A 23,518-nucleotide genomic window follows, 5' to 3' on the forward strand; every position below is an offset into this window, starting at 1 on the left:
GAGTGCATGGGTGAGACGCGCCTGCACGTCGCCTTCGCGCCAGGTCAGGTCCTTTACTTTCGCCGTCGCGCCGCCGCCTTTGTACTTGTCAGCAATTTCCAGAAGGCGGTCGGTAGCGTCCTCACGTCGATTGAGGATCACATCCTCAACATGCTCGCGAAGCTCCTCAGGGATTTCGTCATAGACCGTCAAAGACGCTGGATTGACGATACCCATGTCCATGCCTGCAGGAATGGCGTGATAGAGAAACACGGCATGCATCGCTTCACGTACGGCATTGTTGCCGCGGAACGAGAACGACACGTTGGAGAGACCGCCAGACACATGGCAGAACGGCAACTCCGCACGAATGCGTTTCGTCGCCTCAAAAAACTCAACGGCATAATTGTTGTGTTCTTCGATGCCTGTCGCGACAGCAAAAATGTTGGGGTCAAAGATGATGTCTTCCGGCGGGAAGCCAACTTCATTTACCAGCACGTCGTACGAGCGCTTGCAGATTTCAAACTTGCGATCTGCCACATCCGCCTGACCATCTTCGTCAAACGCCATGACCACAGCCGCGGCACCATAGCGCCGGATCTTCTTGGCGTGCTCGACAAAAGGCTCATGACCTTCCTTGAGCGAGATCGAATTCACGATCGCCTTGCCCTGCGTGCATTTGAGCCCGCTTTCGATGATGTCCCACTTGGAGGAGTCAATCATCACAGGAACGCGGGCAATGTCTGGTTCTGATGCCACAAGGTTCAAGAAGCGCACCATGGCCGCTTCTGAATCCAGCATGGCTTCATCCATGTTGATGTCGATGACCTGAGCCCCGCCCTCAACCTGGTCGCGTGCCACATCAAGGGCCGCGTCAAAATCCCCATCGATGATGAGTTTCTTGAACTTGGCTGACCCCGTCACATTGGTCCGTTCACCGATATTGATAAACGAGCCGCCGGCCCGCTCTTCGCCTGCTTGCGCTTCTTCAGTCATTCCGCGGCAGCCTTTCCGGCAGATGCTGCCGCAGTAAACGGCTCAAGGCCTGACAATCGAATGCGTGTATCTATAGTCGGAATGGCGCGAGGGGCCTTCCCTTCCACAGCCTTGGCGATGGCACCAATGTGATCCGGCGTTGTGCCGCAGCACCCACCTACAATATTAAACAGACCATCATCCGCCCACTGGCCAAGCGCTTCGGCCATTTGTTCGGGTGTTTCGTCATACTCACCAAATTCGTTCGGCAAGCCTGCATTGGGATACACACTGACCGGCACGTCAGCCACACGGGACAGCTCGGCCACAAACGGGCGCATCAGATCAGCGCCAAGGGCGCAGTTCAGCCCAACAGACAGCGGGCGCGAATGGCGCACGGAATACCAGAACGCTTCGGTCGTCTGGCCCGACAGTGTGCGACCGGAACGATCTGTAATCGTGCCGGAAATCATCACCGGCAGTTTGAAGCCAACCTCTTCAAACACTTCATCAATCGCAAAGAGCGCAGCCTTGGCGTTGAGCGTATCAAAGATGGTTTCCACCAGAAGCACATCCGTGCCGCCTTCAATCAGACCCTTGGTTGCTTCCTTGTAGGCAACGCGAAGCTCGTCATAGGTCACGTTGCGCGCGCCGGGGTCGTTCACGTCCGGTGACAGCGAGGCCGTCCGGTTGGTTGGGCCCAGGGCGCCTGCAACAAAGCGCTGCCGGTCGGAAGTCGCCATGGCATCGCAGGCTTCGCGCGCCAGTTTGGCAGCAGCAACATTCATCTCATACGCCAGATCTTCCATGCCGTAGTCGGCCTGGGCGATGGTCGTTGATGAAAAGGTGTTGGTTTCAGCAAAGTCGGCGCCGGCTTCAAGATATTCCGTGTGGATATCGCGAATGGCATCGGGCTGCGTCAGCACAAGCAGGTCATTATTGCCCTGAAGCGGTCGCTCCCAGTCCTTGAAGCGCTCGCCGCGATACTCGTCCTCGCCGAATTTGTGCTTCTGGATCATGGTGCCCATGGCGCCATCCAGCACCATAATGCGGGACTTCAATGTCTCCTGCAGGGCAATCTGCCGGTCTTCGCGAGTCATAAAACCACGGTCCTTCGAGCCAAAAACGCCGAGAAACTGCGAAAAACACGATTTTCCGCAGGACGGCAAGGCATAAGGACATAAAGGTTTCTTTATATCAATTCAAGGCGTCGTTTCAGCACCCTATTTCGTTGCTCCAGGCACCCACAAAACGTCGCTCTTGCCGCCATCATTGGCGTCGCGGCCAAGCACGAACAACAGATCGCTCAGTCGATTGAGATAGGTGCCCATGAGCACGTTGATCTCGGCATGTTCCGCCAGCGCCCAGACATCGCGTTCCGCACGCCGTGCAATCGTGCGCGCCAGATGCAGATAGGCCGATGATGCCGAACCGCCCGGCAGAACAAATGACGACAACGGCTCAAGCCGCCCATTCACCGACTCCACATCTGCCTCCAGCGCTGTCACATGCGCATCGGTAATCCGCAGTGACGTTTCCGTTTTCACCGCCTCGGGAATGGTGATGTCAGAGCCCAGATCAAACAGGTCATTTTGGATGCGGGTCAGCATGGTGCGCACTTCATCGCTCGCATGCAGCACGGCAATACCGATTGCCGCGTTGAGTTCGTCCACGCTGCCCTGCGCCACAATGCGGGGGTCAAACTTGGCCACGCGGCTTCCGTCAGCCAGGCTCGTCTGGCCTTTATCGCCGCCCTTGGTCGTGATTGATGTCAAACGCACCATGTATCTGCTTCCCTGTTCAAGCCTCTGCTCCAGACCGTGACCCGTCAAATGCCGCAATCAATTGTCCGTCACTGCGGGTAACGCGGCAGGACGCATCAAAGGCGCGCGACAGCACCCCGGCCTCAAGGATAGTACTCGGGCGCCCTTGGGCAATGACACATCCATGATGAAGCACCACCACCCGGTCGCAATAGCGGTCTGCCAACGACAGATCATGCAAAGCCACAAGCGCCGCACGGCCTTTGCGTGTTTCACTTTTGAGAATGTTCATCACATCCACCCGATGGGGCGGATCAAGGTCAGAAATCGGTTCATCGGCAATCAACACCTCGTGCTGACCCGCAAGCAGCCGCGCCATCATGACCCGCGCGAATTCACCACCCGACAACGTATCAACTGTGCGCGTTGCAAAGTGTGCCACGTCACACGCATCCAGAGCCGCAACAACTTCCGGGGACCTGGCTGTTGCATCAACGCCCTGCCACCACGGCTGGTGTGGCAGGCGCCCGAGCGCGGCCACTTCCTCAACCGGCATCGGCCACTCGACCCGCGGTCGTTGCGGCAGATACCCAACGCGGCGTGCCCGTGCTTCGGGTTTCAGATCACAAAAGTCATCAGCCCCGATGGCAATCTGCCCGGCGTTGAGCGCAGCAGCGCCGGCGAGGCACCGAAGCAATGTCGACTTGCCCGCGCCGTTGGCACCCAGAATGCCCACAAGCTCACCACCGGATACACTGACCGAAACCCGATCCAGGACCGTGTTGGGCCCATAGCTGACGCAAAGATCGACTGCGCGCATCATATGCCCTGCCCTCCACCACCGGCGGCGAAACGCACGCGCATGACGAGCCAGAGGAACACAGGGGCACCAAGAAGCGATGTGAGAACGCCAAGCTGCAGACGCACATCTGCCAGACCGACCCGCAATACCAGATCGGCCGCCAGAGTGAGAATGGCACCGCCGATCATCGACGGCAGCAGCAACGCACCAGGCCGCACACCGACCAACGGCCGAAGCGCATGCGGCACGACCAGCCCCACAAAAGCCAACGCCCCTATCACCGCCCCGACAGCACCAGTCCCCGCAGCCACACCGGCGACAACCAGAAGCCGCACACGCTCAGGTCGCGCCCCAAGCGTGGTCGCCGTCTCATCCCCCAGCGCCAGCGCATCAAGGCCGCGCGACAGCGGCAAGAGAAACAGGGCCGATACAACCGCAAATGGCGCCACCAGCCAGACATCCTGCAGGGAGGCTGCATCCAGCGTGCCCATCAGCCATGTCAGAGCTTCCGCCGCCGCAAAGGGGCTTGGCGCGAGAGCAAGAGCCAACCAGGTCAATGCACCCACCAGCGCGTTGATGGCAAGCCCTGCAAGAATAAGCGTTGCAGGAGGTGGCCGCCTGCCGGACAACAGCAGCAGGCCAATAATGGCCAGACTGGCAGCGGCAAGCCCAGCCACTGGCATGGCAACAACCGAGGCGGACGCAATACCAAAGTAAAGCGCGCCGACACCGCCAAGCGCCCCTGCGCCTGAAATGCCAAGCAGCCCCGGGTCCGCGAGAGGATTGCGCAGCAGGCCCTGCAATGCCGCGCCCGCAAGTCCCAACACGCCCCCGGCAAGAACCGCCAGAAGCGTACGCGGCACCCGCAGTTCCCAGAAAATCAACTGCGCCCCTTCGCTCATCCCATCTTCTGACAAGAACAGGTTTCCAGCCGGCCCTGCACCAAGAGACACAAAGACAAATGCCAGAAGCAATACAAGCATCGCAGCCGTTATGACGAGGCGTTGGCTCATTGGCCAACCTCCAGCCGCAGATCATCCGCCAGGGCAGCAGCCAAACGCGCCGTTTCAGTGGTGCCACAGATAAGTGCTGATGGCGGCACGCGTTTGATCCGGCTGGCGTGTTGAAGCGCCGGGTGCGCAAACAGCTTGCCCGCCTGCGATGGCGCAGCGTTCGGCCGTTCGGCAATCAGCAGCACATCCGGTGGAGACAGGGCAAGTTGCTCAAGCGAAAGATATGTCTGTCCTCCCGAATCATTTCGATACCCTGCATGCGTCAAAACAGAACTGCCCAGCATGCCATCCGCATGGACCAGCAGGCCCGGCGACAGAATAAGCGCGCTGACATCACTAACGCGAGCAGATGCGCCAAGTAGGTCATCGATCTCGGCCGCAATTTGTTCAGCAACCTCTGACGCGCCCACACGGGCACCCACATCAAGATATGTCTGCCGAATGTCAGTCAGCGATACAGGGTCAGCCACCCGCACGACATCAATTCCCAATCGCTCGATATGACCCAGAAGTCTCGAATGCCCGAAAGCCCCCGCAATCACCATATCTGGTTGAAGGGTCAAGATGCCTTCAAGCGACGCCTGCGTGATGGGGACCTGCTGCGCCTCCCGCCACATGACCGACAGGTCTTGGTCACGCGCCAGAAAGGAGACAGCCGCAAGTTGCTCCTTCAGATCAAGAGCCAGCAGAAGCTGATCCGTACACAGATTTATAGAAACAATACGCTGCGGCAGATCTGCCGCAATCGCCCCCTGGGGAACGACAAAAGCCGGGGCAGCAAACGCCGCCCCGGCCAACAGCACTCGACGTGCCAGTCGTGAGAATGATGACCTAGAAATCAACCGACGCTTCCAGATAGAACGCCCGCCCCGGCTGCGGGAAAGCCCCGTAGAGGTTTGCGTTGGTGTCCGACCCCACAGAGCTGGAGAAATAGCTCTCATCAAGTACATTGCGCAGCTCACCACTGATCGACACTTTTCCGATGGTACCGCCAGCTGCGATGTCCAGCAGGTCATATGACGGTATCTCCGGGAAAAGCTGTTCCTGATCGTTGATCATGCGCTGATCACTGACATACCGCCAGTTGGCGTTGGCCCAGATGTTGTCTCCCGTCCACGCCACGCCAAGGCCGGCGGTCAGGTTTGGCACGACAGGCACCTGATTGCCGTTAAACGGGCCTTCCGTGAATTCAGCCCGCATCCAGTTCACGCGCGGTGTAACGCTGAAGCCGGCACCCACGTCAGCCACTGCTTCCGCTTCAATGCCACGGCGGCGTGTCTTGTCGAGATTGGTGTTGAAGCCAAACCCGGTAATGGCACCCGGCGTGAAGGCAATCTGGTCACGCACGTTCATCTCGAAAATCGAAACACGTGCATCGACGGGACCCACGGAGAACTCCGTTCCCGCTTCCATGTCCCATGATGTCTGTGTCTTGAGGCCAAATGTCACCGGCAGGAATGTCAGCGGATTTACCTGCGTCCCGACCCGCTCATCAATGGTTGGCACACGAACGGCACGGCCGCCACGCACAAAGACCTCAACCGCGTCCGTCACGTCGAAGGCCAGACCAAGATTGGCTGCCAGATCCGTTTCATTTTTGCGGACACGTGCTTGTGGGTTCTGGGGTGATTCCAACATCAAACCCGTACGAATGGCGCGAACACCGGCGTCCAGCGTCAAGGTTTCCGTCAACGCAACATCAGCCTGACCATAAAGCGAAACGGAAGACTGCCAGCCATCGAATTCCGCTCCGCCGGCAAACCCGATAAAACGGCGTTCCACTTCAGCAGTGGTGTGGGACGCATCAATGCCGCCAATGAAATTCACGGCATGGCCGCCAATCTCACCATTGTAGCTGATCCGCGGGCTGATACTCGCAGTCGACAGTGCCCGATCATCCAGCGTGAAGGCCCCAATGAAGTCACTTGAGGTCAGGCTGCGACGATAGGCAGTGTCCACTGTGAGTTTCAGACCGTCGGTCAATTGCTGCTCGATGCCAGCTTCAAAACGCACACCGCGTTCTTCCGCAAAATCCAGGGGGTTCTGTGCACCACGTGGATTGGACTCAACCAGATTGATTCCCGCTGGCAAATTGACAATACGATTGCCAGGCAGACCCAGCTCTTCTGTGTTGTAGGTCGCCCCAAGACGGTAGGCCGTATAGCCGATATCTCCACTGATGGTCGCAGAATAGATGTGACGCGTCAGTTGGTTGTTGCGGCGATACCCGTCGCTTTCGGTGGTGTCAGCCGTAAGCGCAATATGTGCCTGCTCACCGCCCCACTGAAAGATGCCCCGCGCGCGGCGATAGCCGAAGCTGCCAACTGTCCCGGTGACGGAGACACCGGTTTTCTTTGGCCCGCCCTGAGTAACGATATTGATGGCACCGCCCACAGCGCCCTCGCCATACAACACCGATGCTGCAGACCCGCGCAGCACTTCAATGTGTTGAATGGAACTGCGAGATACAAGCGCGAACTGCACACCGGATAGATCAAGATCATTGATCCGCCGACCATCGACGAGAACGAGCACGTTCTGCGTCGCCTGTTCGCCAAAGCCCCGAATATCGACAACCGCCGACGAGTTGCCACTGCCGAAAATATCCCGAACATGCAGGCCCGCTTCGGTCGCAAGAATTTCAGGCAGCGTTTGGCCAGGATGACGGTCAATCGCCGCCCGATCCACAATCGTGACCGACGATGAAGTCAGACCCGCGCTCAACCGGCTGGCCGTCGAGACCACAGGCGGCAATTCAAATGCACTGGTTGCAACTTCCTGAGCAGCAACGGGCTGCGCGAATACTGCAGCGCCAAGCGCTGCAATTGCTGCGCTTGCGCACAGATGTCTGGTGAGCTTCATATGCCCCACCCCCTGGTTCAAATCACACGCGACATGGGGCAAAGCCCAATGATGCGCATGACGGCAATCTGGAAGGAGGTATGCGAGGAGTACATTCCACCAGCCCCAGCGCCACGTTTACAAAAACGCAGTCGCCAAAGCGGTTTCCCGCAAGGATCGCGCCCACCGCACGACGCCTTAAGGCGATGCTCGCATCGGCAGGTCTCCTGGCTCACGGGTCATCGCACTTGCAGCCGCCTTCCCAATGCATTTCTGCATCAGTGGCATAATGGCCAAAGCGCTCACCGCTCACAGTTGCGGGGGCAGCCGCGGATTTGGACAATATCTGTCCGCACCGCATTCCCTTTTCGTCGCTGTTTCCAGCGAACCGATGGTCGAGCGGCTTGTAACGCCACATTGCTGCACCGCGCAAGAACCAAAACACGGGCCACCCGAGAAAGGTTGACCCTACGTCAACCGCATGCCCCGGCGAAAAACAACGAGAAACCCCTCAGAAACCCGGGAGAAACAAGGGATTCCAGTTGATACCGCACGCCACCGCCGCCATCATCTGCAAAACAAATTGGACTACGGTCCAAAAAGGGAGAAGCAGCTAGATGATCGATCCAAATATTCCCGATGACATTGCCATCACGGTCGTGGACCCCCGTTCCTACGCTGACGGGAACGCGATTGATGAGGCATTTGCAAAGCTGCGTAAGGACACACCTCTTGGTGTTGCAGGGCCACAGGGCTTTGAGCCGTTCTGGGTCGTGACAAAACACAAGGACATTGTGGAAGTCGAACGCAACAACGAGGTCTTCCACAACGGCGATAAGTCCACGACGCTGGTAGATGCAAACACCGATACTGCCGTGCGTGAAATGATGGGCGGGTCGCCGCACCTGATCCGCTCCCTGGTTCAGATGGACAACCCGGACCACAAAAATTATCGCGGCATCACGGCGGCCAATTTCATGCCCCAGGAGCTCAAGGCTCTTGAAGTCCAGGTCCGCAAGATTGCAAAAAGCTTTGTGGACCACATGGAAGAACTCGGCCGCAAGAACGATGGCCGGTGCGACTTCGCGAAAGACGTCGCCTTCCTTTATCCGCTCCATGTCATCATGGAACTGCTGGGCGTCCCGCAATCCGATGAACCCAAGATGCTGAAGCTCACCCAGGAGTTGTTTGGTGCGGCAGACCCCGAACTCAACCGCACCGGCAAGGAGCGCGACGACCCGAAGGAAGCACTGGCCGCCCTGTCTGGCACCGTTGCCGAATTCGTCGAGTACTTCACTGCGGTAACCGAAGATCGCCGCAAGACACCGCGTGCGGACATTGCCAGTGTGATTGCCAATGGCAAGGTCAATGGCGAGGCAATCGGCATCTTTGAAGCCATGGGCTACTACATCATCGTTGCCACCGCAGGCCATGACACCACGTCCGGCACCACTGCTGGCACCATGTGGGAACTTGCCAAGGACCGGCAGAAATTCCTGCAGGTCAAGAATGACCCCAAGCTCATCCCGCTCCTCGTTGAAGAATCCATCCGCTGGGTGACACCCGTAAAGCACTTCATGCGCTCCGCCACCCAGGACACGGTTCTTGGTGGTCAGGAGATCAAGAAGGGTGACTGGATGATGCTTTGTTATCAGTCCGGCAATCGTGACGAAGACGTTTTCGACGATCCGTTTGAATTCAAGGTCAACCGTCAGCCCAACCGCCACATCGCTTTTGGCCATGGCGCCCATGTCTGCCTGGGTCAGCATCTGGCTCGCATGGAAATGCGTGCCCTGTGGGAAGAGCTGCTGCCACGTCTCGACAGCGTTGAACTGGATGGAGAACCCACCCGCATGCTGGCCAACTTTGTGTGCGGACCTAAATCTGTCCCCATCAAGTTCAAGATGAGCTAAGTCGGCACAAAGCCGCCACCAACAACACGCCTACCGACGACCTCCAGGGAGCCACCGCCATGTCCGCCGCCACCCAAGCCGCACCAGGCGAGAAGCAATTCTCGCGCCTCTTCTCACCCCTTGATCTTGGCCACACCAAAATCAAGAACCGCGCCCTCATGGGCTCCATGCACACCGGCCTGGAAGAAGCAGAAGACGGTTTTGAGCGCATGGCCGCCTACTACGCCGAGCGTGCAGCCGGCGGCGTCGGCATGATCATCACCGGCGGCATCTCCCCCAATGAAGAAGGCGGCCTTGGCGCCAAGCTTGCGACCGCCGAAGAAGCAGCCCAGCACAAGATCATTACAGACGCCGTGCACGCGGCAGACCCGGACGTGAAAATCTGCATGCAGATCCTTCACTCAGGGCCGCTCTCGCCCCACGAAGGCTGTGTTGCGCCCTCGCCTGTGCGGTCCCGCATCGCCCGCTTCGTGCCCAACGAACTGGACGACGCAGGTATCGAAAAGCAGCTGTCGGATTTCGCCAATTGCGCCGCCCGCGCTCAGGAAGCGGGCTATGACGGCGTGGAAATCATTGGGTCGGCTGGCTACCTGCTCAGCACGTTCCTTGTTGAAAAGACCAATTTGCGCACCGACCAATGGGGCGGCTCTTACGAGAACCGCATGCGCTTCCCGCTCGAGGTTGTCCGCCGCATCCGTGAAGCTGTTGGCGAAAACTTCATCGTCATCTTCCGCATTGCCGCCATGGACATGCTGCAGGGCGGCATGTCGTGGGACGAGATCGTGACGCTTGCCAAGCGTCTTGAAGAGTTGGGCGTCAACATCATCAGCACCCACTTCACCTGGCACGAGTCAGCCGTACCGACCATCGCCACCATGGTGCCGCGGGCAGCCTTTGCCAGCGTCACGGGGCGCCTGCGCAAAGAGGTCAACATCCCCTGCATCACCAGCAACCGCATCAACATGCCGGACGTTGCCGAGCAGGTGCTGGCAGACGGCCACGCGGATATTGTCTCCATGGCGCGCCCGATGCTTGCGGACGCCGATCTTGTGCGCAAAGCCCGCGAAGGCCGTGTCGATGAGATCAACACCTGCATTGGATGTAACCAGGCCTGCCTCGACCACACTTTCGGCGGCAACCAGGAAGTCAGTTGCCTGGTCAACCCGCGCGCCTGCCACGAAACCAAGCTGACCTACTTGCCCGCGAAAGAGAAAAAGAAGATCGCCGTCATTGGCGCTGGTCCTGCTGGTCTCGCCTATGCGGACGTGGCTGCCCAGCGCGGCCATGACGTCACGCTGTATGATTCAGCTTCTGAGATCGGCGGCCAGTTCAATCTCGCCAAGCGCATTCCCGGCAAAGAAGAGTTTTACGAAACGCTCCGCTACTACGGTCGGATGATTGAAAAATACGGCATTGACCTGCGCCTCAACACCCGCGTCTCCGCAGGCATGCTGCAGAACGAAGGCTATGACGATGTCATCATCGCCACCGGCATCAAACCGCGCACCCCGGACATGCCCGGCATCGATCACCCCAAAGCCATCGGTTACATCGACGCCATTACCGGCAAAAAACCTGTCGGCAAGAATGTCGCCATCATGGGCGCCGGCGGCATTGGATTTGACGTCGCGGAACTCATCACCCACGAAGGCAAGTCGTCTGCCCTTGATATTGATCTGTTCGCCAGGGAATGGGGCGTTGATTTCAAGAACCATCCCCGTGGTGGCGTGACGGGCGTAGAGCCTGTCGTCGCGAAGTCCGACCGCACGGTCTATCTCATGCAGCGCAAGACAACGGGCGTCGGCAAGGGTCTTGGCAAGACCACCGGCTGGACCCATCGCCTCACGCTGCACCGTCGTGGCGTGCAGATGATGAACGGCGTGGAGTACATTCGTCTCGATGATGACGGTCTGCATGTCCTCATCGGCAATGAACCACACTCGCTGGACGTTGACACTGTCATCGTCTGCGCTGGTCAGGAGCCGCTGCGTGACCTCTATGATGAATTGAAGGACGCAGGCGTGAATGCGTCCCTGGTCGGCGGTGCCTATGAGGCATCCGAACTCGACGCCAAACGCGCCATCAATCAGGCGTGCTATCAGGCTGCTGCTGTCTGACGCAGCCCTCAGTCAAGGTGAAGCGGACTTTCAAACCCGGGTGGCTTCACCGCCAGCACTGATCCGTCAATGGCAATCAGAATGTCCTCGGCGGTATTGCCAATGATGACACCGGGGATGCCCGTACGTCCGATCGTCCCCATGACCAGCGCAATAGGGCGGCGCTCGTTTACGTACCGGGCAATGGCTTCATCGGCATCACCCTGAAGCAGAGCCGAAGACATGTGCGAAACCTTCGTACCCGCGTCGCGACGTGCGGCGCCCACAAACGTGTCGAGGGCGGCATGATGCCAGCGCTCGACCTCGCGGACATACTGCGCCAGCTCGCTAGAGGACACACCCGGTGCCGCACGTTGCAGCAAACCCTCAGCAGGCGCCTGCCAGGCGTGAACGAATATCAACCCCGCGCCACTTGCATGGGCAATCGACACGGCAGCCGCAACAATTGAACCATTGAGTGCATCCTGAGATGTATCTCCCGTAGCGTCCGCATCACGGTCGAAATCCACGGCAGCCACCACAAGCGGCGTCGCCGAGGGCTTGGGCCCGTCTCGATCATCAGGACCAGCATCCCGAAATGGCCGCACCACCCATACGGGGCACGGGCATTTGCGCAGCAGGTGCAGGTCCGTACTGCCAAATATATGAGCGTGAAGCCCGTTCACCTGCGCGGCAGGCTTGATCACCAGATCAGCATCGACTTCAAGACTGCGCCGGACGACTTCCACAAACTCCTTCCCGGACACAATCGTCACAGCTGTGGTGTCTGGCAACCCCACATCGAGCAAAGCCTGCGCCACATGACCACGCCGGTCATCTCGCCTCATGTCTTCCAGCCGGTCCAAAGAAGCGCCACCCAACGCCTGGATAAAGTCTTCTCCCGGCTGAGGCTCGACAACTGACAGCACCTCAATGATCGGCGGCTGGCGACCATCGCGCTTGGCCGCATCACACATCATGGCGGCATGCTTCAGCCCGGTATGATTATCAGCATCTGTGCAGATGACGAGAACACGCTGAAAACCATTTTCACCCGTTACCTGTGTCATACAGCTCGCTCCCTAATGTCTTCATCGCTATCTTCAATTTGTTCCTGCTCAAGTGGGTCCATCACCTCAATACGAGGCGCCTGCGGCCCGCCAAGGATCAGGTCTGTGGCGCGCTCGGCGGCGTCCTGAAAAGGCTCAAGCACGAGCGACACACCGGCTGCCTTGAGGACGCCGTTCTCATCACCATGATGACAAACCGCTGCGATCTGACCTTGATAACCGGCATCCCGAAGACCCGTCGCAAGCATGGCACGCGGGTCTCCCGTCGCGATTGCAGCGGCATGTTCCGGCATCGCCGCAACAGCATGCTGAACAGAGCGCAGCGGCAGGTGCATGATGAATTCAGGGTCGGTCGCGTCCCCGTAGATCACGTCCAGCCCTTCGCGGCGCCACAGGCGGATGGCGGCCGGGTTGAAATCGACACCAAGAACACACATGCCCCGTTTCTCCAGCCGCTGCGCAACCGCGCCGCCATACCGCCCCAGGCCAAAAACAAGAACCTCGGGCCCCGCTGCCGAGCGATTTTCATCCTCGTCATCCAGGCGACTCGCGTGATGATCTTTGCGTCTGAGATCAAGCCTTTGCAGCACCGGTGCCAGTCGGTCATGCAACCAGTGCGAATAGGTAATCATGTAGGTGGACGCCGCGATGGTGATCAGCCCCACAAGGGTGACAAGCCCAAGCCCCTCCTGTGAGACATGGCCAAGCGTCATGCCCATCGCCATGAAGATGAGCGAAAACTCCGAGATCTGCGCGACTGTCAATCCAGCCAGAAAGCCGGTGCGGGCTCGGTAGCCCATGGTGATCATGATCACCAGAACGATCAGCGGATTGCCGATAAGCACGAAGAGCGAGAAGACAAGTGCCGCCCCGACACTTTCGCCCAGGACGGTCATGTCCAAAGCCGCGCCAAGCGAGATAAAGAAAAACAGCAGCAGAAAATCACGCAGAGCCGCAAGCCGCGCAGCAATGGCTTCACGGAACGGCGTGGAGGCCAGAGACACGCCTGCGAGTAGGCCTCCCAGCTCCTTGCCAAATCCCAGATAATGCCCAACCGCCGCCAGCAATGCGGCCCAGCCGATTGCAAAGGCAATGAGCAACTCGGGCGCTGCTGCCATACGTGTGACAAGCGGCGTTGCCACATACCGCACAAATAGAAGCACCAGACCGACAAGCGCAGCACCATAGACAAAGACCAGCGCCGCGCCGGCAAAACCTCCCCCCTCCGCTTCGGCACTTGCCTGCCCCTGCCCGATGGCAGACAGCACAATCATCGCCAGCACAACCACCAGGTCCTGGACGATCAGAAAGCCTAAAGCGATCCGCCCGTGAAGAGAGTCGATCTCGCGTTTGTCTGACAGCAGCTTGACGATGATGATCGTCGAGGAAAACGTCAGGGCAACCCCGACATAGGCTGACGTCACCCAGTCAAATCCCAAGGCCAGGGCAATCAGGAAGCCGAAGGCCGAAGTAAACGCGACCTGCCCCAGCCCGGTGACAAGCGCCACGGGTCCCAGGGTCCGAACAAGTTTGAGATCAAGCTTCAGCCCGACCAGAAAGAGCAGGATGGCGATGCCAAGTTCTGCCAGCAGATCAATATATTCATCTGACTGGGCAACATTGAGCACCGAAGGGCCCGCCAGGACACCAACGGCAATGAAGCTGACGATCAAAGGCTGGCGCAGCAGCAGGCCAACAAAACCGACACCCGCCGCAAGCACCAGAAGTGTCGCAACTTCATAGAAGACGTAGCCCGAAACAATTTCTGCCATAGCCCCGACGCCATAAGAGCGTACGTCGCACTTATGCTTTGGTTATGGACGGCGCATTGCTCCCCCGAGCAAATACGGCAGCACCGCCACCGCACGCCCAACATCACGTCCGTGAGTTGAAGTCTGATCATACAATCGCCTTGGCGACGACACCATGAAATTGCGATGACGGTCCATCGACCGACACAGAAACGTGAGAACTCAAAGGTTGGTCAATGCTCTGTGCATGGTTCAAAATCAAACCACTGTGTTCTGTCAAAACAATTTGGCGCAGCATGCAGAAGGGGCCAACTAGGCCATGAACCCATCAAAAACGGAGCTTTTTCATGTCCCTGCAAACCCTACTGGAAGAAACCCGCGCCGGTGCGTCCAAACGCATTCCTGAAGAAGCATTGGCCGTCATGCGCGCCGCCGACGAGGAACTGGTCGCAAAGGGTGTTGGACAGAACGCGTTGAAGGTGGGTGACACCTTGCCTGACGCAACCTTTACCAGCGCTACCGGCGACACGGTGCAGATGTCGAATCTCCTCGCCAATGGCCCGCTGATCATCAATTTCTATCGTGGCGGCTGGTGCCCCTACTGCAATTTCGAGCTCAAGGCCTACCAGGACATTCTGGGCGACATCACCGCCCTGGGCGCACAGCTTGTGGCTGTGACCCCGGAAAAACCCGACAACTCGCTCTCCACCACCGAGAAGAACGCGCTGACATTCCCGGTTCTGACGGACAATGAAAACGCATTCGCCAAAGCACTGGGCATCGCGTTCGAGCTACCGAAACCGTTGCAGGAGCTTTATGGCAAGTTCGGCATGGACCTGCCCGGTCTCAATGCCGGCTCCGGCTGGTCGTTGCCCATCCCGGCCACCTTCGTGGTCGATGCCAATGGCAAAATTGTTCTGGCGGATGTGGATGTGAATTACACGCGCCGCCTCGAACCATCGGATGCGCTTACAGCCCTCAAGGCCAGCGTCGCAGCCTAGCTGTCAGTCGGCTTTTCATTCGCAATCTGTAAGGGGGCGTCGTCTTTCAGGGCGACGCCCGTCAGACTCAATTCCCGCGCCCGACCAAGCAGATAGGCAATCTTGTGACCGGCATCTTCCGGCGCCAGACCCTTGTCCCGAATGTTGGAGACACAGTTGCGATCTGCATTCTGTCGACCAACCCGCGGGCCATAGGTGAGATACGCCCCAAGACTATCTGCAGCTGACAGCCCGGGACGTTCGCCGATCAACATCACCGCAAGTTGTGCACCCAGCGCCTCACCAATCGGGTCTGCCAGGGCAACGCGGGCCTGCTGCGCAATAACAATCGGGCCAACGTCCCAACCATCAAGGTGCGCGAGAGTGGCTGCCAGTGTTGCCACACCATTCTCCATGACCGCGCGGGCTGACAGACCATCCCCAAGGACAAACACAACGTCACATCTGTCACCAGCAGACAGAGTTGCGTCTGCATCCAACAGACGCCCCAGGTCCGGACGCTGCAAAAACGCGGCGCGATCGGGCGCCCGCGAGGCGACCAACTCAACCGACAGCGAGACACCCGCATCTACCAGCTGACGCCTCAGGACATCGACATCCATGCTCCCATGCACCGCGTCTCGCGCCTGCGCATGAGCAAGCTGAAATGCCAGCACCTCATCCGTCGGCAAGGCATTGCCGCTTCGGCCAAGCGCAATGCGCGCATCGGTGTGTTGACGTAAAAAATGCCAGCGGTCAGGAGCCGTCATCGCGCTTGCTCCTCAAAACCCAACAATTTCGTGGCACCGGACTGACCTGTAAGCTGCGGACGCACACGGCCCTGCCCATCCATGATCTCCATAGATTTCAGCCATGCTTCAAATTCCGGTGCAGGCTTAAGACCCAGCACATCGCGCACATAAAGCGCATCATGAAACGAAGTCGACTGATAGCTGAGCATGATGTCGTCTGCGCCAGGCACACCCATGATGAAGGTACAGCCTGCAACGCCCAGCAGGGTCAGCAAACCATCCATATCATTCTGGTCGGCTTCCGCATGGTTGGTGTAGCAGACGTCCACACCCATGGGCACACCGAGCAGCTTGCCGCAGAAATGGTCTTCGAGACCGGCGCGCACAATCTGTTTGCCGTCATACAAATATTCCGGCCCGATGAAGCCCACGACCGTATTGGTCAGAAACGGTTCAAACTTCCGCGCCACCGCGTAGGCTCGCGCCTCAACCGTCTGCTGATCAATGCCATGATGGGCGTCTGCTGACAGGGCCGCGCCCTGCCCCGTCTCGAAATACATCACATTGTCACCCACTGTCCCGCGCCCCAGGGATCGCGCGGTCGCGTTGGCTTCGGCAAGCATATCGAGCGTAATGCCGAAACTTTCGTTAGCAGCCTGGGTCCCCGCAATCGACTGGAATACCAGGTCAACCGGCGCACCCATCTTCATGGCCTCAAGCGCGGTTGTCACATGAGAAAGCACACAGGATTGCGTCGGGATATCAAACCGGGTGCGGACGTCATCAATCAAATGCAGCAGACGCACCATGGCATCCACACTGTCCGTGGCCGGATTAATGCCGATCAAGGCATCGCCGCACCCATACATCAGGCCGTCCAGGATTGATGCCGCGATCCCCTTGGGATTATCAGTGGGGTGATTGGGCTGGAGCCGTACCCCCAGCCGCCCCGTGCCCCCCATCGTCGAGCGGAAGCCGGTGAGCACACGGCACTTGCGCGCCACGGCAATCAGGTCCTGATTGCGCATGAGCTTTGAGACCGCAGCCACCATTTCGGGCATCAGGCCCGGCGCCACGGATGAAAGGGTTGCAGCCGTCGCCTCGTCGCCCAGCAGCCAGTCCCGGAACCCGCCAACTGTCAGGCTGCGCACCGGCTCAAATGCCGCAGGGTCGTGACCGTCGACAATCAGCCGCGTGACGTCATCATCTTCATAGGAAACCAGGTGATGGTCGATAAACGCTGAAAGCGGAACATCGGCAAGTGCATAACACGCGGCAGCCCGCTCAGCTTCACTCCGGGCAGCGACGCCCGCCAGCACATCACCGGATCGATGCGGACTGGCCTTGGCAAGCAGGTCCCTCAGCCCATCAAACTGATAGACCGTGCCGCCGATGACATGCCGATAAAGCGTCAAACCCACCCCCGAATGTGTCAGACCCGCCAGCAATACCGGCAGTCACACAATCATACAGGGTCTGGCCTACAGGGTCTCGTCTCACCTTGGAAATTGGTGGGCGCACAAGGATTCGAACCTTGGACCCGCTGATTAAGAGTCAGCTGCTCTACCAACTGAGCTATGCGCCCCGCCGGGCAGGAGGATCAGCGTCCGGGAAACTCAAGAATCTCCGTTGGAAAAGACGCTGCCTGCGCGAACGATGGCGGGTGATAGCAAAGCCCTGCGCCCGCCGCAAGTAGCCAGCGCTGATTTGTCCTGATGTAAAAACCTGTTGCGCCTGAATGGGCTAGATGATGCCGCCACCGCGCGGCAATTCCTCGCCCCGATGCACATAGATACTCATCAAAAGGCCAAACCCGGCCAGAATGACCAGCATGGCCGACCCGCCATAGGACACCAGCGGAAGGGGCACACCCACAATCGGGATCAGCCCCATCACCATGGCGACATTGATGAAGACATAGAGGAAGAAATTGACGGCCAGAGCCGCCACCAACAGCCGGCCGAACTGATGACGAATGCCGATGGCAACCGTCAATGCAAAGCCAAGCACCGCCGCATACAGCCCCATGAGAGCAAGCCCCCCCATCAGCCCCATTTCCTCAGACAGCATCACGAAAATAAAGTCGGTCTGTTTTTCCGGCAGGAAGTTCAAATGGCTCTGGGTGCCTTCCATGAAGCCCTTGCCCCACACACTGCCCGAGCCCAGCGCAATCTTGGCCTGGGTCGTGTGATAGCCGGCGCCCAGCGGATCCCTCGATGGATCAAGGAACGTAAACACCCGTTCCTTTTGATAGGGATGCAAAAATTCCCAGACGATGGGAATGGCAGCCAGGGCAGCAGCACCCGCTGCAATAATGTAGCGCCAGGACAGACCGGCCATGAAGATGATGGAGATGCCCACGACGGACAGCAGCAGCGCCGTACCAAGATCCGGCTGACGCAGGACCAGTGCCACCGGCAAGGCGATGAACGCCAGCGCTGGCAACAGATACAGCGGATGGGAGACCCGGTCCTGTTCCAGCACGTGATAGTAGCGCGCCAATGCCAGGGCCAGCGTAATTTTCATAAGCTCTGACGGCTGCAGCTGAATGAAGCCAAGATTGATCCAGCGCGTCGCTCCCATACCTGTGGTGCCCGCAACCTCGACGGCAATCAGCAACAACAGAGCGAAGGCGTAAGCAGGATAAGCAAGCTGCAACCATATGCGCGGGTCGATCAGCGCAAACACAAGCAAAATCGCCATGCCCATGGCAAAGCGGATCATCTGCCGTGAGGCCCACGGGTCAAAACTGCCGTCGGCGGCCGAATACAGCATCGCAAATCCGACCGCAGCGATAGCCGTGATGAGCAGCATGAACACCCAATTGATCTCGTAGAGCTTGTCCACAAGGCTCATGCGGCCGGAGCGTGATATGGCCTCCATAACCATCAGCCACGTCCTCCTGATGCGTCCGCGGCGCTTTCAAGCGACGTCACATCACTGCCCGGTGTCAGCTTCTCATACGCGGACATCTGCATGGGGTCGCGTGTCAGGACGCGCGTCATGATGTCTTTCGCTACGGGAGCCGCGGCACGGCTGCCGCCGCCGCCATGATCGACAATGACGGAAATGGAATAGCGTGGGTTTTCAACGGGTCCATAGCCGACGAACAACGCGTGGTCACGGAACTTCCATGGCAGCTCGTTATTCTTGAGCACGCCCCTCGCCCGTTCTTCACGCGAAATGCGGCGCACCAGAGCTGTCCCGGTCTTGCCGGCCATGCTGGCATTTTCAAGCGGCAGCCGGGAACGGAAGGCCGTACCACCGGGAATATTCACTACCGCGTCCATGCCGTCCTGAATGACTTTCATATGAGCCGGGTCAATACCCATTGGCACCACCTGAGGCATTTCTCGCAGTTGCCCGCCTACGGACCGCACAAGCCACGGCCGAACACCATTGCCGCCATTGGCGAGGCGCGCCGCCATGGTTGCCAGCTGCAGCGGCGTCGTCAGCACATAGCCCTGCCCGATCGAGGCATTGAGCGTTTCACCCTGTTGCCAGGAAATACCCGTCGTGGCGCGCTTCCAGCCGCGCGACGGTACCAGGCCCGATTTCTCGCCCGCCATATCAACAGCCAGTTGGTCACCCAGACCAAAGCGCCGCGACATTTCCTCAATCTTGTCGATGCCAACGCGCTTGCCGATTTCATAGAAATAGACATTGCAGGACTGCTTGATGGCTTCGACCATATTGACCGGCCCATGCCCCCCGCGTTTCCAGCAGTGGAAGTCATGACTGCCCAGCGTCACCTTGCCGGTGCAGGAGATCATGCGACGCGGACTGATCGTCCCCGCCTCAAGGGCGGCAAGAGCAACAATCATCTTGTAGGTAGACCCCGGCGGGTATTGCCCGGCCAGTGTCTTGTTCACCAGGGGATTGAGCTCATTGTTCGTCAGCCCATCCCACTCGGCCTGACTAAGGCCGACATTGAACAGATTGGGGTCAAATCCAGGCGCAGACACAATCGACACAAGTTCGCCGGTCAACACATCCATCACAACGACAGACGCACTCTCCCCGCGCACACGCTCAGTTGCGTAGCGCTGAATGTCCATGTCGAGGGTCAGAACAACTTCATCCCCCGGTGTGCCGGGATCCTTGGCCAGCTCACGAATGACCCGGCCAAATGCATTCACCTCAACGCGGCTGTTGCCCGCGCGTCCGCGCAGTTCGTTCTCCAGCAGTCGCTCAACACCCGACCGTCCAACCCGAAAGCCCGGCAGTTGCAAGAGCGGGTCGTTGGCGCCCTCCAGATCCTTGTCCGTAACGGCGGCCACATACCCCACCACGTGAGCCAGGTCTTCTCCATACGGATAATGCCGCGTATCGCCCACCTCCGGCTGAAGACCCGGAAGATCTGGTGTGTGGATATTGATCTCGGCAAAGGATTCCCACTCAAGGTTTTCCGCAACCGTGAGAGGAACAAAGCCACGCTTCTGACGCACTTCGCGCAGCAGGCGCTTACGGGTCCGGTCAGAAATGGGAATAATCTCGGAGAGCTTGTCGAGGGTGGTCTCGACGTCATCTGTCTGCTCGGGGATCAGCACAACGCGGAAATTCTGGCGGTTGGACGCCAGCTTCTCTCCGAAGCGGTCCAGAATTTCACCCCGCAGGGGTGGCAGCAGCCGAACATTGACGCGGTTTTCTTCCGCCAGAATTTCGTATTCCTGGCTTTCAATCACCTGCAGATAGTACATCCGCCCGGCAAGCACCGTGAAAAGCGCCACCTGGCCTCCGCCAAGAATGGCTGCCCGGCGGGAAAACATCTTCTGCTTATCTGCATCGCGATCATCTAGTGCCATGGGTCTGTCCTTACGCTGCCGGTGCCAGGATCGCCATCTGACGATTGATCCGGGTAAGGATGAAAGAGACCGGTGGGTAGATGAGCGCCGTAATGCCTGCCTGCCATAGCAGTGGCAGAGGATTGACCGCGATGCCGTAGTGAACAGATGCCCCAAACCACATGATCACGGCAGCGATGGCACAAATGGCAAGAAAGCCGACCCACAAAGTCGAAAAGCCGCGCCCCATCAAGAACAGGCGCTGAGAATGGGTAAGACCGTAGGCCGCCAGCAGAACAACCGTATAAAGACCAAGCGGGCCGCCTGACATGATGTCCTGCAGCAGCCCGATGAAAAACACAGCCCAAGGCGGAAAGAACTCAGGCCGGTGAACGGAGAAGAAATAGACAACCGCCAGGGTGAAGATCGGAGCGATTGTGCCCCCGGTTCCAACGCCCACGGGGACGAGGCCCAACAAAATGCAAATGAGGGACAAGCCCACAGGAACAGCAATCCAGAATGCCTGCGATACATCACGCATGGCTACTCATCGGCCTCCCCGGCTGGCGTTGCAGGAGCGGCGTCAGATGCATTGGCACTGTCAGTGCCGGCTGCAGCGCCGGGCTCGCCTGCGCGCTCAACAATCTGATCATTGGCAGCAGGCTCAGAGTTGGGAAGCGCTGGCGTGGGCTTCGCATCATCTGCCACGTCTTCGCTGGCCGCTTCTTCGTCTGAGTCAGCGACGACACGGGTCGGGAAATCGTATTGTAGCAACCGCACAGCGCTGGTGCGGTCAAATTCAGAGTTGGTCTGCAGGCGCGGGCTACCATCGCTGGCCATGACCACAATGCCAACGGGAAGGTCCGGCGGCATCAGGCCGCCGTGTCCCGACGTGACGATCTGATCACCCGGAGACAGACGCGCTTCGGGCGGCAGAAATTCAATCTTGGGAAAGCGGCTGTTGTCGCCAACCGCAATCGCCCGATACCCGCCCGGCTCGACACGCACGGGGACGCGGCTGTTGAGGTCGGTCAAAAGCAGCACGCGGGATGCTGTCGCGCCCGTGCTGACGACGCGCCCGATCAGGCCCTCGTCATCCACGACCGCCTGTCCCGCTTCAACGCCGGCGTCCTGGGGTACATTCACGATGAAGGCGTGAACAAATGGCCCGCCGCTATCACCAATGATCTTGCCGGTCGCATATTGGATGGTGGGCTCAACGGTGACGTCGAGCAGCGCTTCAAAGCGGGCGACCCGGCGCTCAAGCGACAAGGCCTGCTGGCGCCAGGCTTTCAGTTCTTCGTTCTCCGCGCGCAGCCGCGCATTCTCTTCGAAGACATAGGCGTATTCGTCGGTTGAAGCGATGAAGTTGCGAACAGCCGCAACAGGGCGCGAGGCAAGCTCGAGAAGGGGTGCAGACAGATCGGTCATGACCTGACGGGTACGGTCCACGAGATAGCTCTCGGCACGACCGACCAGCAGGACGGAGGCAAGCGTAAGCGTCACCACCAGCGACAGCCGGTACGATGACACCCGAAACGGAAGTTTGACCCTGTTGGTCGGTTCCCTCACTGCATACGCCCTCAAAGCAACCCGCGGATGACCGCAAGGTCGCCAGTCCACATTCCCCCAAACGGATGCCCCCGCACCCGACTTAAGCGGCTAAGCTAATGCCCTGATATCTCAGCATTATTAACGCCGACTCACAAGACGCGCCGCCACACGCAAAAAGTGCTCAAGGGGCGCAAAAAACGCCCCTCAAAGCCTAGTAAACAGACGACAGAACGTGGCCCATCGTCCGGATATGCTCAAGCGACAGGCCGGTACCCATGGCTACGCAGGACAGCGGCTCATCAGCGATGGAAACCGGAAGACCCGTTTCCTCGCGCAGAACCTGGTCCAGGTTCGCCAGAAGCGCCCCGCCACCGGTCAGCACAATGCCCTTGTCTACGATGTCAGCAGCCAGTTCCGGCGGCGTTGCTTCCAGCGCCACTTTGACGGCTTCCACGATTGCGCCGACAGGCTCCGCAAGGCTCTCTGCGATCTGTCGCTGCGAAATGGTGATTTCCTTGGGCACACCATTCATCAGGTCGCGGCCCTTGATTTCGATCGTCATGCCGGCTCCATCGTCAGGAATGGCAGCAGAGCCGACTTCCTTCTTGATGCGTTCAGCAGAGCTTTCGCCCACCAGCAGATTATGATGCCGACGGATATAACCGATGATGGCTTCATCCATCTTGTCGCCGCCAACACGCACGGACCGCGAATAGACGATGCCGCCAAGGGACAGCACGGCCACCTCGGTCGTGCCACCGCCGATATCCACGACCATGGAGCCCGAAGGCTCGGTCACTGGCAGCCCGGCGCCGATCGCAGCAGCCATGGGCTCCTCGATGAGGCGCACGCGGCGTGCACCTGCTGACAGGGCAGATTCCTGAATGGCACGGCGCTCCACAGCTGTGGAGCCCGACGGCACACAGATGATGATCTGCGGATTGGCGAATGAGCGACGGTTATGCACCTTGCGAATGAAGTGCTTGATCATCTCTTCCGCAATTTCAAAGTCGGCAATCACGCCGTCGCGCATCGGGCGGATGGCTTCGATGTTGCCCGGCGTACGACCAAGCATCATCTTGGCCTCATCGCCAACAGCGAGAACCTGCTTCTTGCCGCCCTTATTGATAATGGCGACCACGGAAGGTTCGTTGAGCACAATGCCCCGCGACTTCACATAGACCAGCGTATTCGCTGTCCCCAGGTCGATGGCCATATCGGCCGATAGCATCCCCAACAAGCCTC

General features: G+C 59.0%; 17 protein-coding genes, 1 tRNA gene, 1 pseudogene and 1 riboswitch. Of the genes and pseudogenes, 3 read left to right on the plus strand and 16 right to left on the minus strand.

All coding sequences use genetic code 11. From position 1 onward, the window contains the following. The 6 genes and pseudogenes from metH to BN1012_RS10090 form a co-directional block, all read right to left on the minus strand. Positions 1-2,054, minus strand: a pseudogene (gene metH / locus BN1012_RS17795) (methionine synthase); the annotation flags it as partial. Between the two features lie 123 nt (positions 2,055-2,177). Further along, positions 2,178-2,738 (minus strand): cob(I)yrinic acid a,c-diamide adenosyltransferase, encoded by a 561-nt coding sequence (locus BN1012_RS10070; protein ID WP_043949512.1) that lies wholly within the window; start codon positions 2,736-2,738, stop codon positions 2,178-2,180. Between the two features lie 16 nt (positions 2,739-2,754). Further along, positions 2,755-3,540: an ABC transporter ATP-binding protein gene (locus BN1012_RS10075; RefSeq protein WP_043949513.1), complete on the minus strand. Its 786-nt coding sequence runs from the start codon at positions 3,538-3,540 to the stop codon at positions 2,755-2,757. After that, the gene (locus BN1012_RS10080; RefSeq protein ID WP_043949514.1) at positions 3,537-4,532 is read right to left on the minus strand and encodes a FecCD family ABC transporter permease; all 996 of its coding nucleotides are present in this window, start codon (positions 4,530-4,532) and stop codon (positions 3,537-3,539) included. Before BN1012_RS10080 ends, BN1012_RS10075 begins: the two co-directional genes overlap by 4 nt. Beyond that, a complete protein-coding gene (locus BN1012_RS10085) occupies positions 4,529-5,335 on the minus strand; it encodes an ABC transporter substrate-binding protein (RefSeq protein WP_043949515.1) in 807 nt (268 codons plus the stop codon). The genes BN1012_RS10080 and BN1012_RS10085 overlap by 4 nt, the downstream gene beginning before the upstream one ends. A 28-nt stretch (positions 5,336-5,363) precedes the next feature. Beyond that, a complete protein-coding gene (locus BN1012_RS10090; protein ID WP_043949516.1) occupies positions 5,364-7,394 on the minus strand; it encodes a TonB-dependent receptor in 2,031 nt (676 codons plus the stop codon). A gap of 179 nt (positions 7,395-7,573) precedes the next feature. Then, positions 7,574-7,781, minus strand: a riboswitch (cobalamin riboswitch). 209 nt (positions 7,782-7,990) lie between these two features. Between BN1012_RS10090 and BN1012_RS10100 the strand changes: the two genes are divergently transcribed. After that, complete coding sequence (locus BN1012_RS10100) at positions 7,991-9,286, plus strand: cytochrome P450 (RefSeq protein WP_043949518.1); 1,296 nt, start codon at positions 7,991-7,993, stop codon at positions 9,284-9,286. Positions 9,287-9,345: 59 nt separating this feature from the next. Beyond that, entirely contained in the window at positions 9,346-11,403 is a 2,058-nt protein-coding gene (locus BN1012_RS10105; protein ID WP_043949519.1) for an NADPH-dependent 2,4-dienoyl-CoA reductase, read from the plus strand. An 8-nt stretch (positions 11,404-11,411) separates the two neighbouring features. Here BN1012_RS10105 and BN1012_RS10110 read toward each other — a convergent pair whose 3' ends face one another. Both BN1012_RS10110 and BN1012_RS10115 read right to left on the minus strand, forming a co-directional pair. Next, positions 11,412-12,452 carry a universal stress protein gene (locus BN1012_RS10110; protein ID WP_043949520.1) on the minus strand — a complete coding sequence of 347 codons (1,041 nt, stop codon included), beginning with the start codon at positions 12,450-12,452 and terminating at the stop codon, positions 11,412-11,414. Then, the gene (locus BN1012_RS10115; protein WP_043949521.1) at positions 12,449-14,224 is read right to left on the minus strand and encodes a cation:proton antiporter; all 1,776 of its coding nucleotides are present in this window, start codon (positions 14,222-14,224) and stop codon (positions 12,449-12,451) included. Before BN1012_RS10115 ends, BN1012_RS10110 begins: the two co-directional genes overlap by 4 nt. A 326-nt stretch (positions 14,225-14,550) precedes the next feature. On the opposite strand from BN1012_RS10115, the gene BN1012_RS10120 reads away from it, so the two are divergent. Next, the gene (locus BN1012_RS10120) at positions 14,551-15,204 is read left to right on the plus strand and encodes a peroxiredoxin-like family protein (RefSeq protein ID WP_043949522.1); all 654 of its coding nucleotides are present in this window, start codon (positions 14,551-14,553) and stop codon (positions 15,202-15,204) included. Here the strand turns inward: BN1012_RS10120 and eutC are convergent. From eutC to BN1012_RS10160, 8 genes are all read right to left on the minus strand, one after another. Beyond that, positions 15,201-15,953, minus strand: coding sequence for an ethanolamine ammonia-lyase subunit EutC (eutC, locus tag BN1012_RS10125; protein WP_043949523.1), 753 nt, complete (start codon positions 15,951-15,953; stop codon positions 15,201-15,203). The genes BN1012_RS10120 and eutC overlap by 4 nt on opposite strands. Then, a complete protein-coding gene (locus BN1012_RS10130; protein WP_043950920.1) occupies positions 15,950-17,350 on the minus strand; it encodes an ethanolamine ammonia-lyase subunit EutB in 1,401 nt (466 codons plus the stop codon). Before BN1012_RS10130 ends, eutC begins: the two co-directional genes overlap by 4 nt. 94 nt (positions 17,351-17,444) lie before the next feature. Then, positions 17,445-17,520: transfer RNA gene (locus BN1012_RS10135), tRNA-Lys, on the minus strand. Positions 17,521-17,678: 158 nt separating this feature from the next. Beyond that, positions 17,679-18,824 (minus strand): rod shape-determining protein RodA, encoded by a 1,146-nt coding sequence (rodA, locus tag BN1012_RS10140; RefSeq protein ID WP_043949524.1) that lies wholly within the window; start codon positions 18,822-18,824, stop codon positions 17,679-17,681. Then, complete coding sequence (mrdA, locus tag BN1012_RS10145; RefSeq protein WP_043949525.1) at positions 18,824-20,740, minus strand: penicillin-binding protein 2; 1,917 nt, start codon at positions 20,738-20,740, stop codon at positions 18,824-18,826. Before mrdA ends, rodA begins: the two co-directional genes overlap by 1 nt. Before the next feature lie 10 nt (positions 20,741-20,750). Beyond that, positions 20,751-21,260: a rod shape-determining protein MreD gene (gene mreD, locus BN1012_RS10150; RefSeq protein WP_043949526.1), complete on the minus strand. Its 510-nt coding sequence runs from the start codon at positions 21,258-21,260 to the stop codon at positions 20,751-20,753. A 2-nt stretch (positions 21,261-21,262) separates the two neighbouring features. Further along, complete coding sequence (gene mreC, locus BN1012_RS10155; RefSeq protein ID WP_145973451.1) at positions 21,263-22,291, minus strand: rod shape-determining protein MreC; 1,029 nt, start codon at positions 22,289-22,291, stop codon at positions 21,263-21,265. 193 nt (positions 22,292-22,484) lie between these two features. Beyond that, complete coding sequence (locus tag BN1012_RS10160; protein WP_461495799.1) at positions 22,485-23,504, minus strand: rod shape-determining protein; 1,020 nt, start codon at positions 23,502-23,504, stop codon at positions 22,485-22,487. Positions 23,505-23,518 lie beyond the last annotated feature (14 nt).

The sequence above is a fragment of the Candidatus Phaeomarinobacter ectocarpi genome (assembly GCF_000689395.1).
Taxonomy (GTDB): domain Bacteria; phylum Pseudomonadota; class Alphaproteobacteria; order CGMCC-115125; family CGMCC-115125; genus Pyruvatibacter; species Pyruvatibacter ectocarpi.

Coding starts and splice junctions, on each gene's coding strand:
- BN1012_RS10070 (WP_043949512.1), bottom strand. CDS start 2,738: ATGGTGCGTTTGACATCAATCACGACCAAGGGCGGCGATAAAGGCCAG.
- BN1012_RS10075 (WP_043949513.1), bottom strand. CDS start 3,540: ATGATGCGCGCAGTCGATCTTTGCGTCAGCTATGGGCCCAACACGGTC.
- BN1012_RS10080 (WP_043949514.1), bottom strand. CDS start 4,532: ATGAGCCAACGCCTCGTCATAACGGCTGCGATGCTTGTATTGCTTCTG.
- BN1012_RS10090 (WP_043949516.1), bottom strand. CDS start 7,394: ATGAAGCTCACCAGACATCTGTGCGCAAGCGCAGCAATTGCAGCGCTT.
- BN1012_RS10100 (WP_043949518.1), top strand. CDS start 7,991: ATGATCGATCCAAATATTCCCGATGACATTGCCATCACGGTCGTGGAC.
- BN1012_RS10105 (WP_043949519.1), top strand. CDS start 9,346: ATGTCCGCCGCCACCCAAGCCGCACCAGGCGAGAAGCAATTCTCGCGC.
- BN1012_RS10110 (WP_043949520.1), bottom strand. CDS start 12,452: ATGACACAGGTAACGGGTGAAAATGGTTTTCAGCGTGTTCTCGTCATC.
- BN1012_RS10115 (WP_043949521.1), bottom strand. CDS start 14,224: ATGGCAGAAATTGTTTCGGGCTACGTCTTCTATGAAGTTGCGACACTT.
- BN1012_RS10120 (WP_043949522.1), top strand. CDS start 14,551: ATGTCCCTGCAAACCCTACTGGAAGAAACCCGCGCCGGTGCGTCCAAA.
- eutC (WP_043949523.1), bottom strand. CDS start 15,953: ATGACGGCTCCTGACCGCTGGCATTTTTTACGTCAACACACCGATGCG.
- rodA (WP_043949524.1), bottom strand. CDS start 18,824: ATGGTTATGGAGGCCATATCACGCTCCGGCCGCATGAGCCTTGTGGAC.
- mrdA (WP_043949525.1), bottom strand. CDS start 20,740: ATGGCACTAGATGATCGCGATGCAGATAAGCAGAAGATGTTTTCCCGC.
- mreD (WP_043949526.1), bottom strand. CDS start 21,260: ATGCGTGATGTATCGCAGGCATTCTGGATTGCTGTTCCTGTGGGCTTG.
- BN1012_RS10160 (WP_461495799.1), bottom strand. CDS start 23,504: ATGCTATCGGCCGATATGGCCATCGACCTGGGGACAGCGAATACGCTG.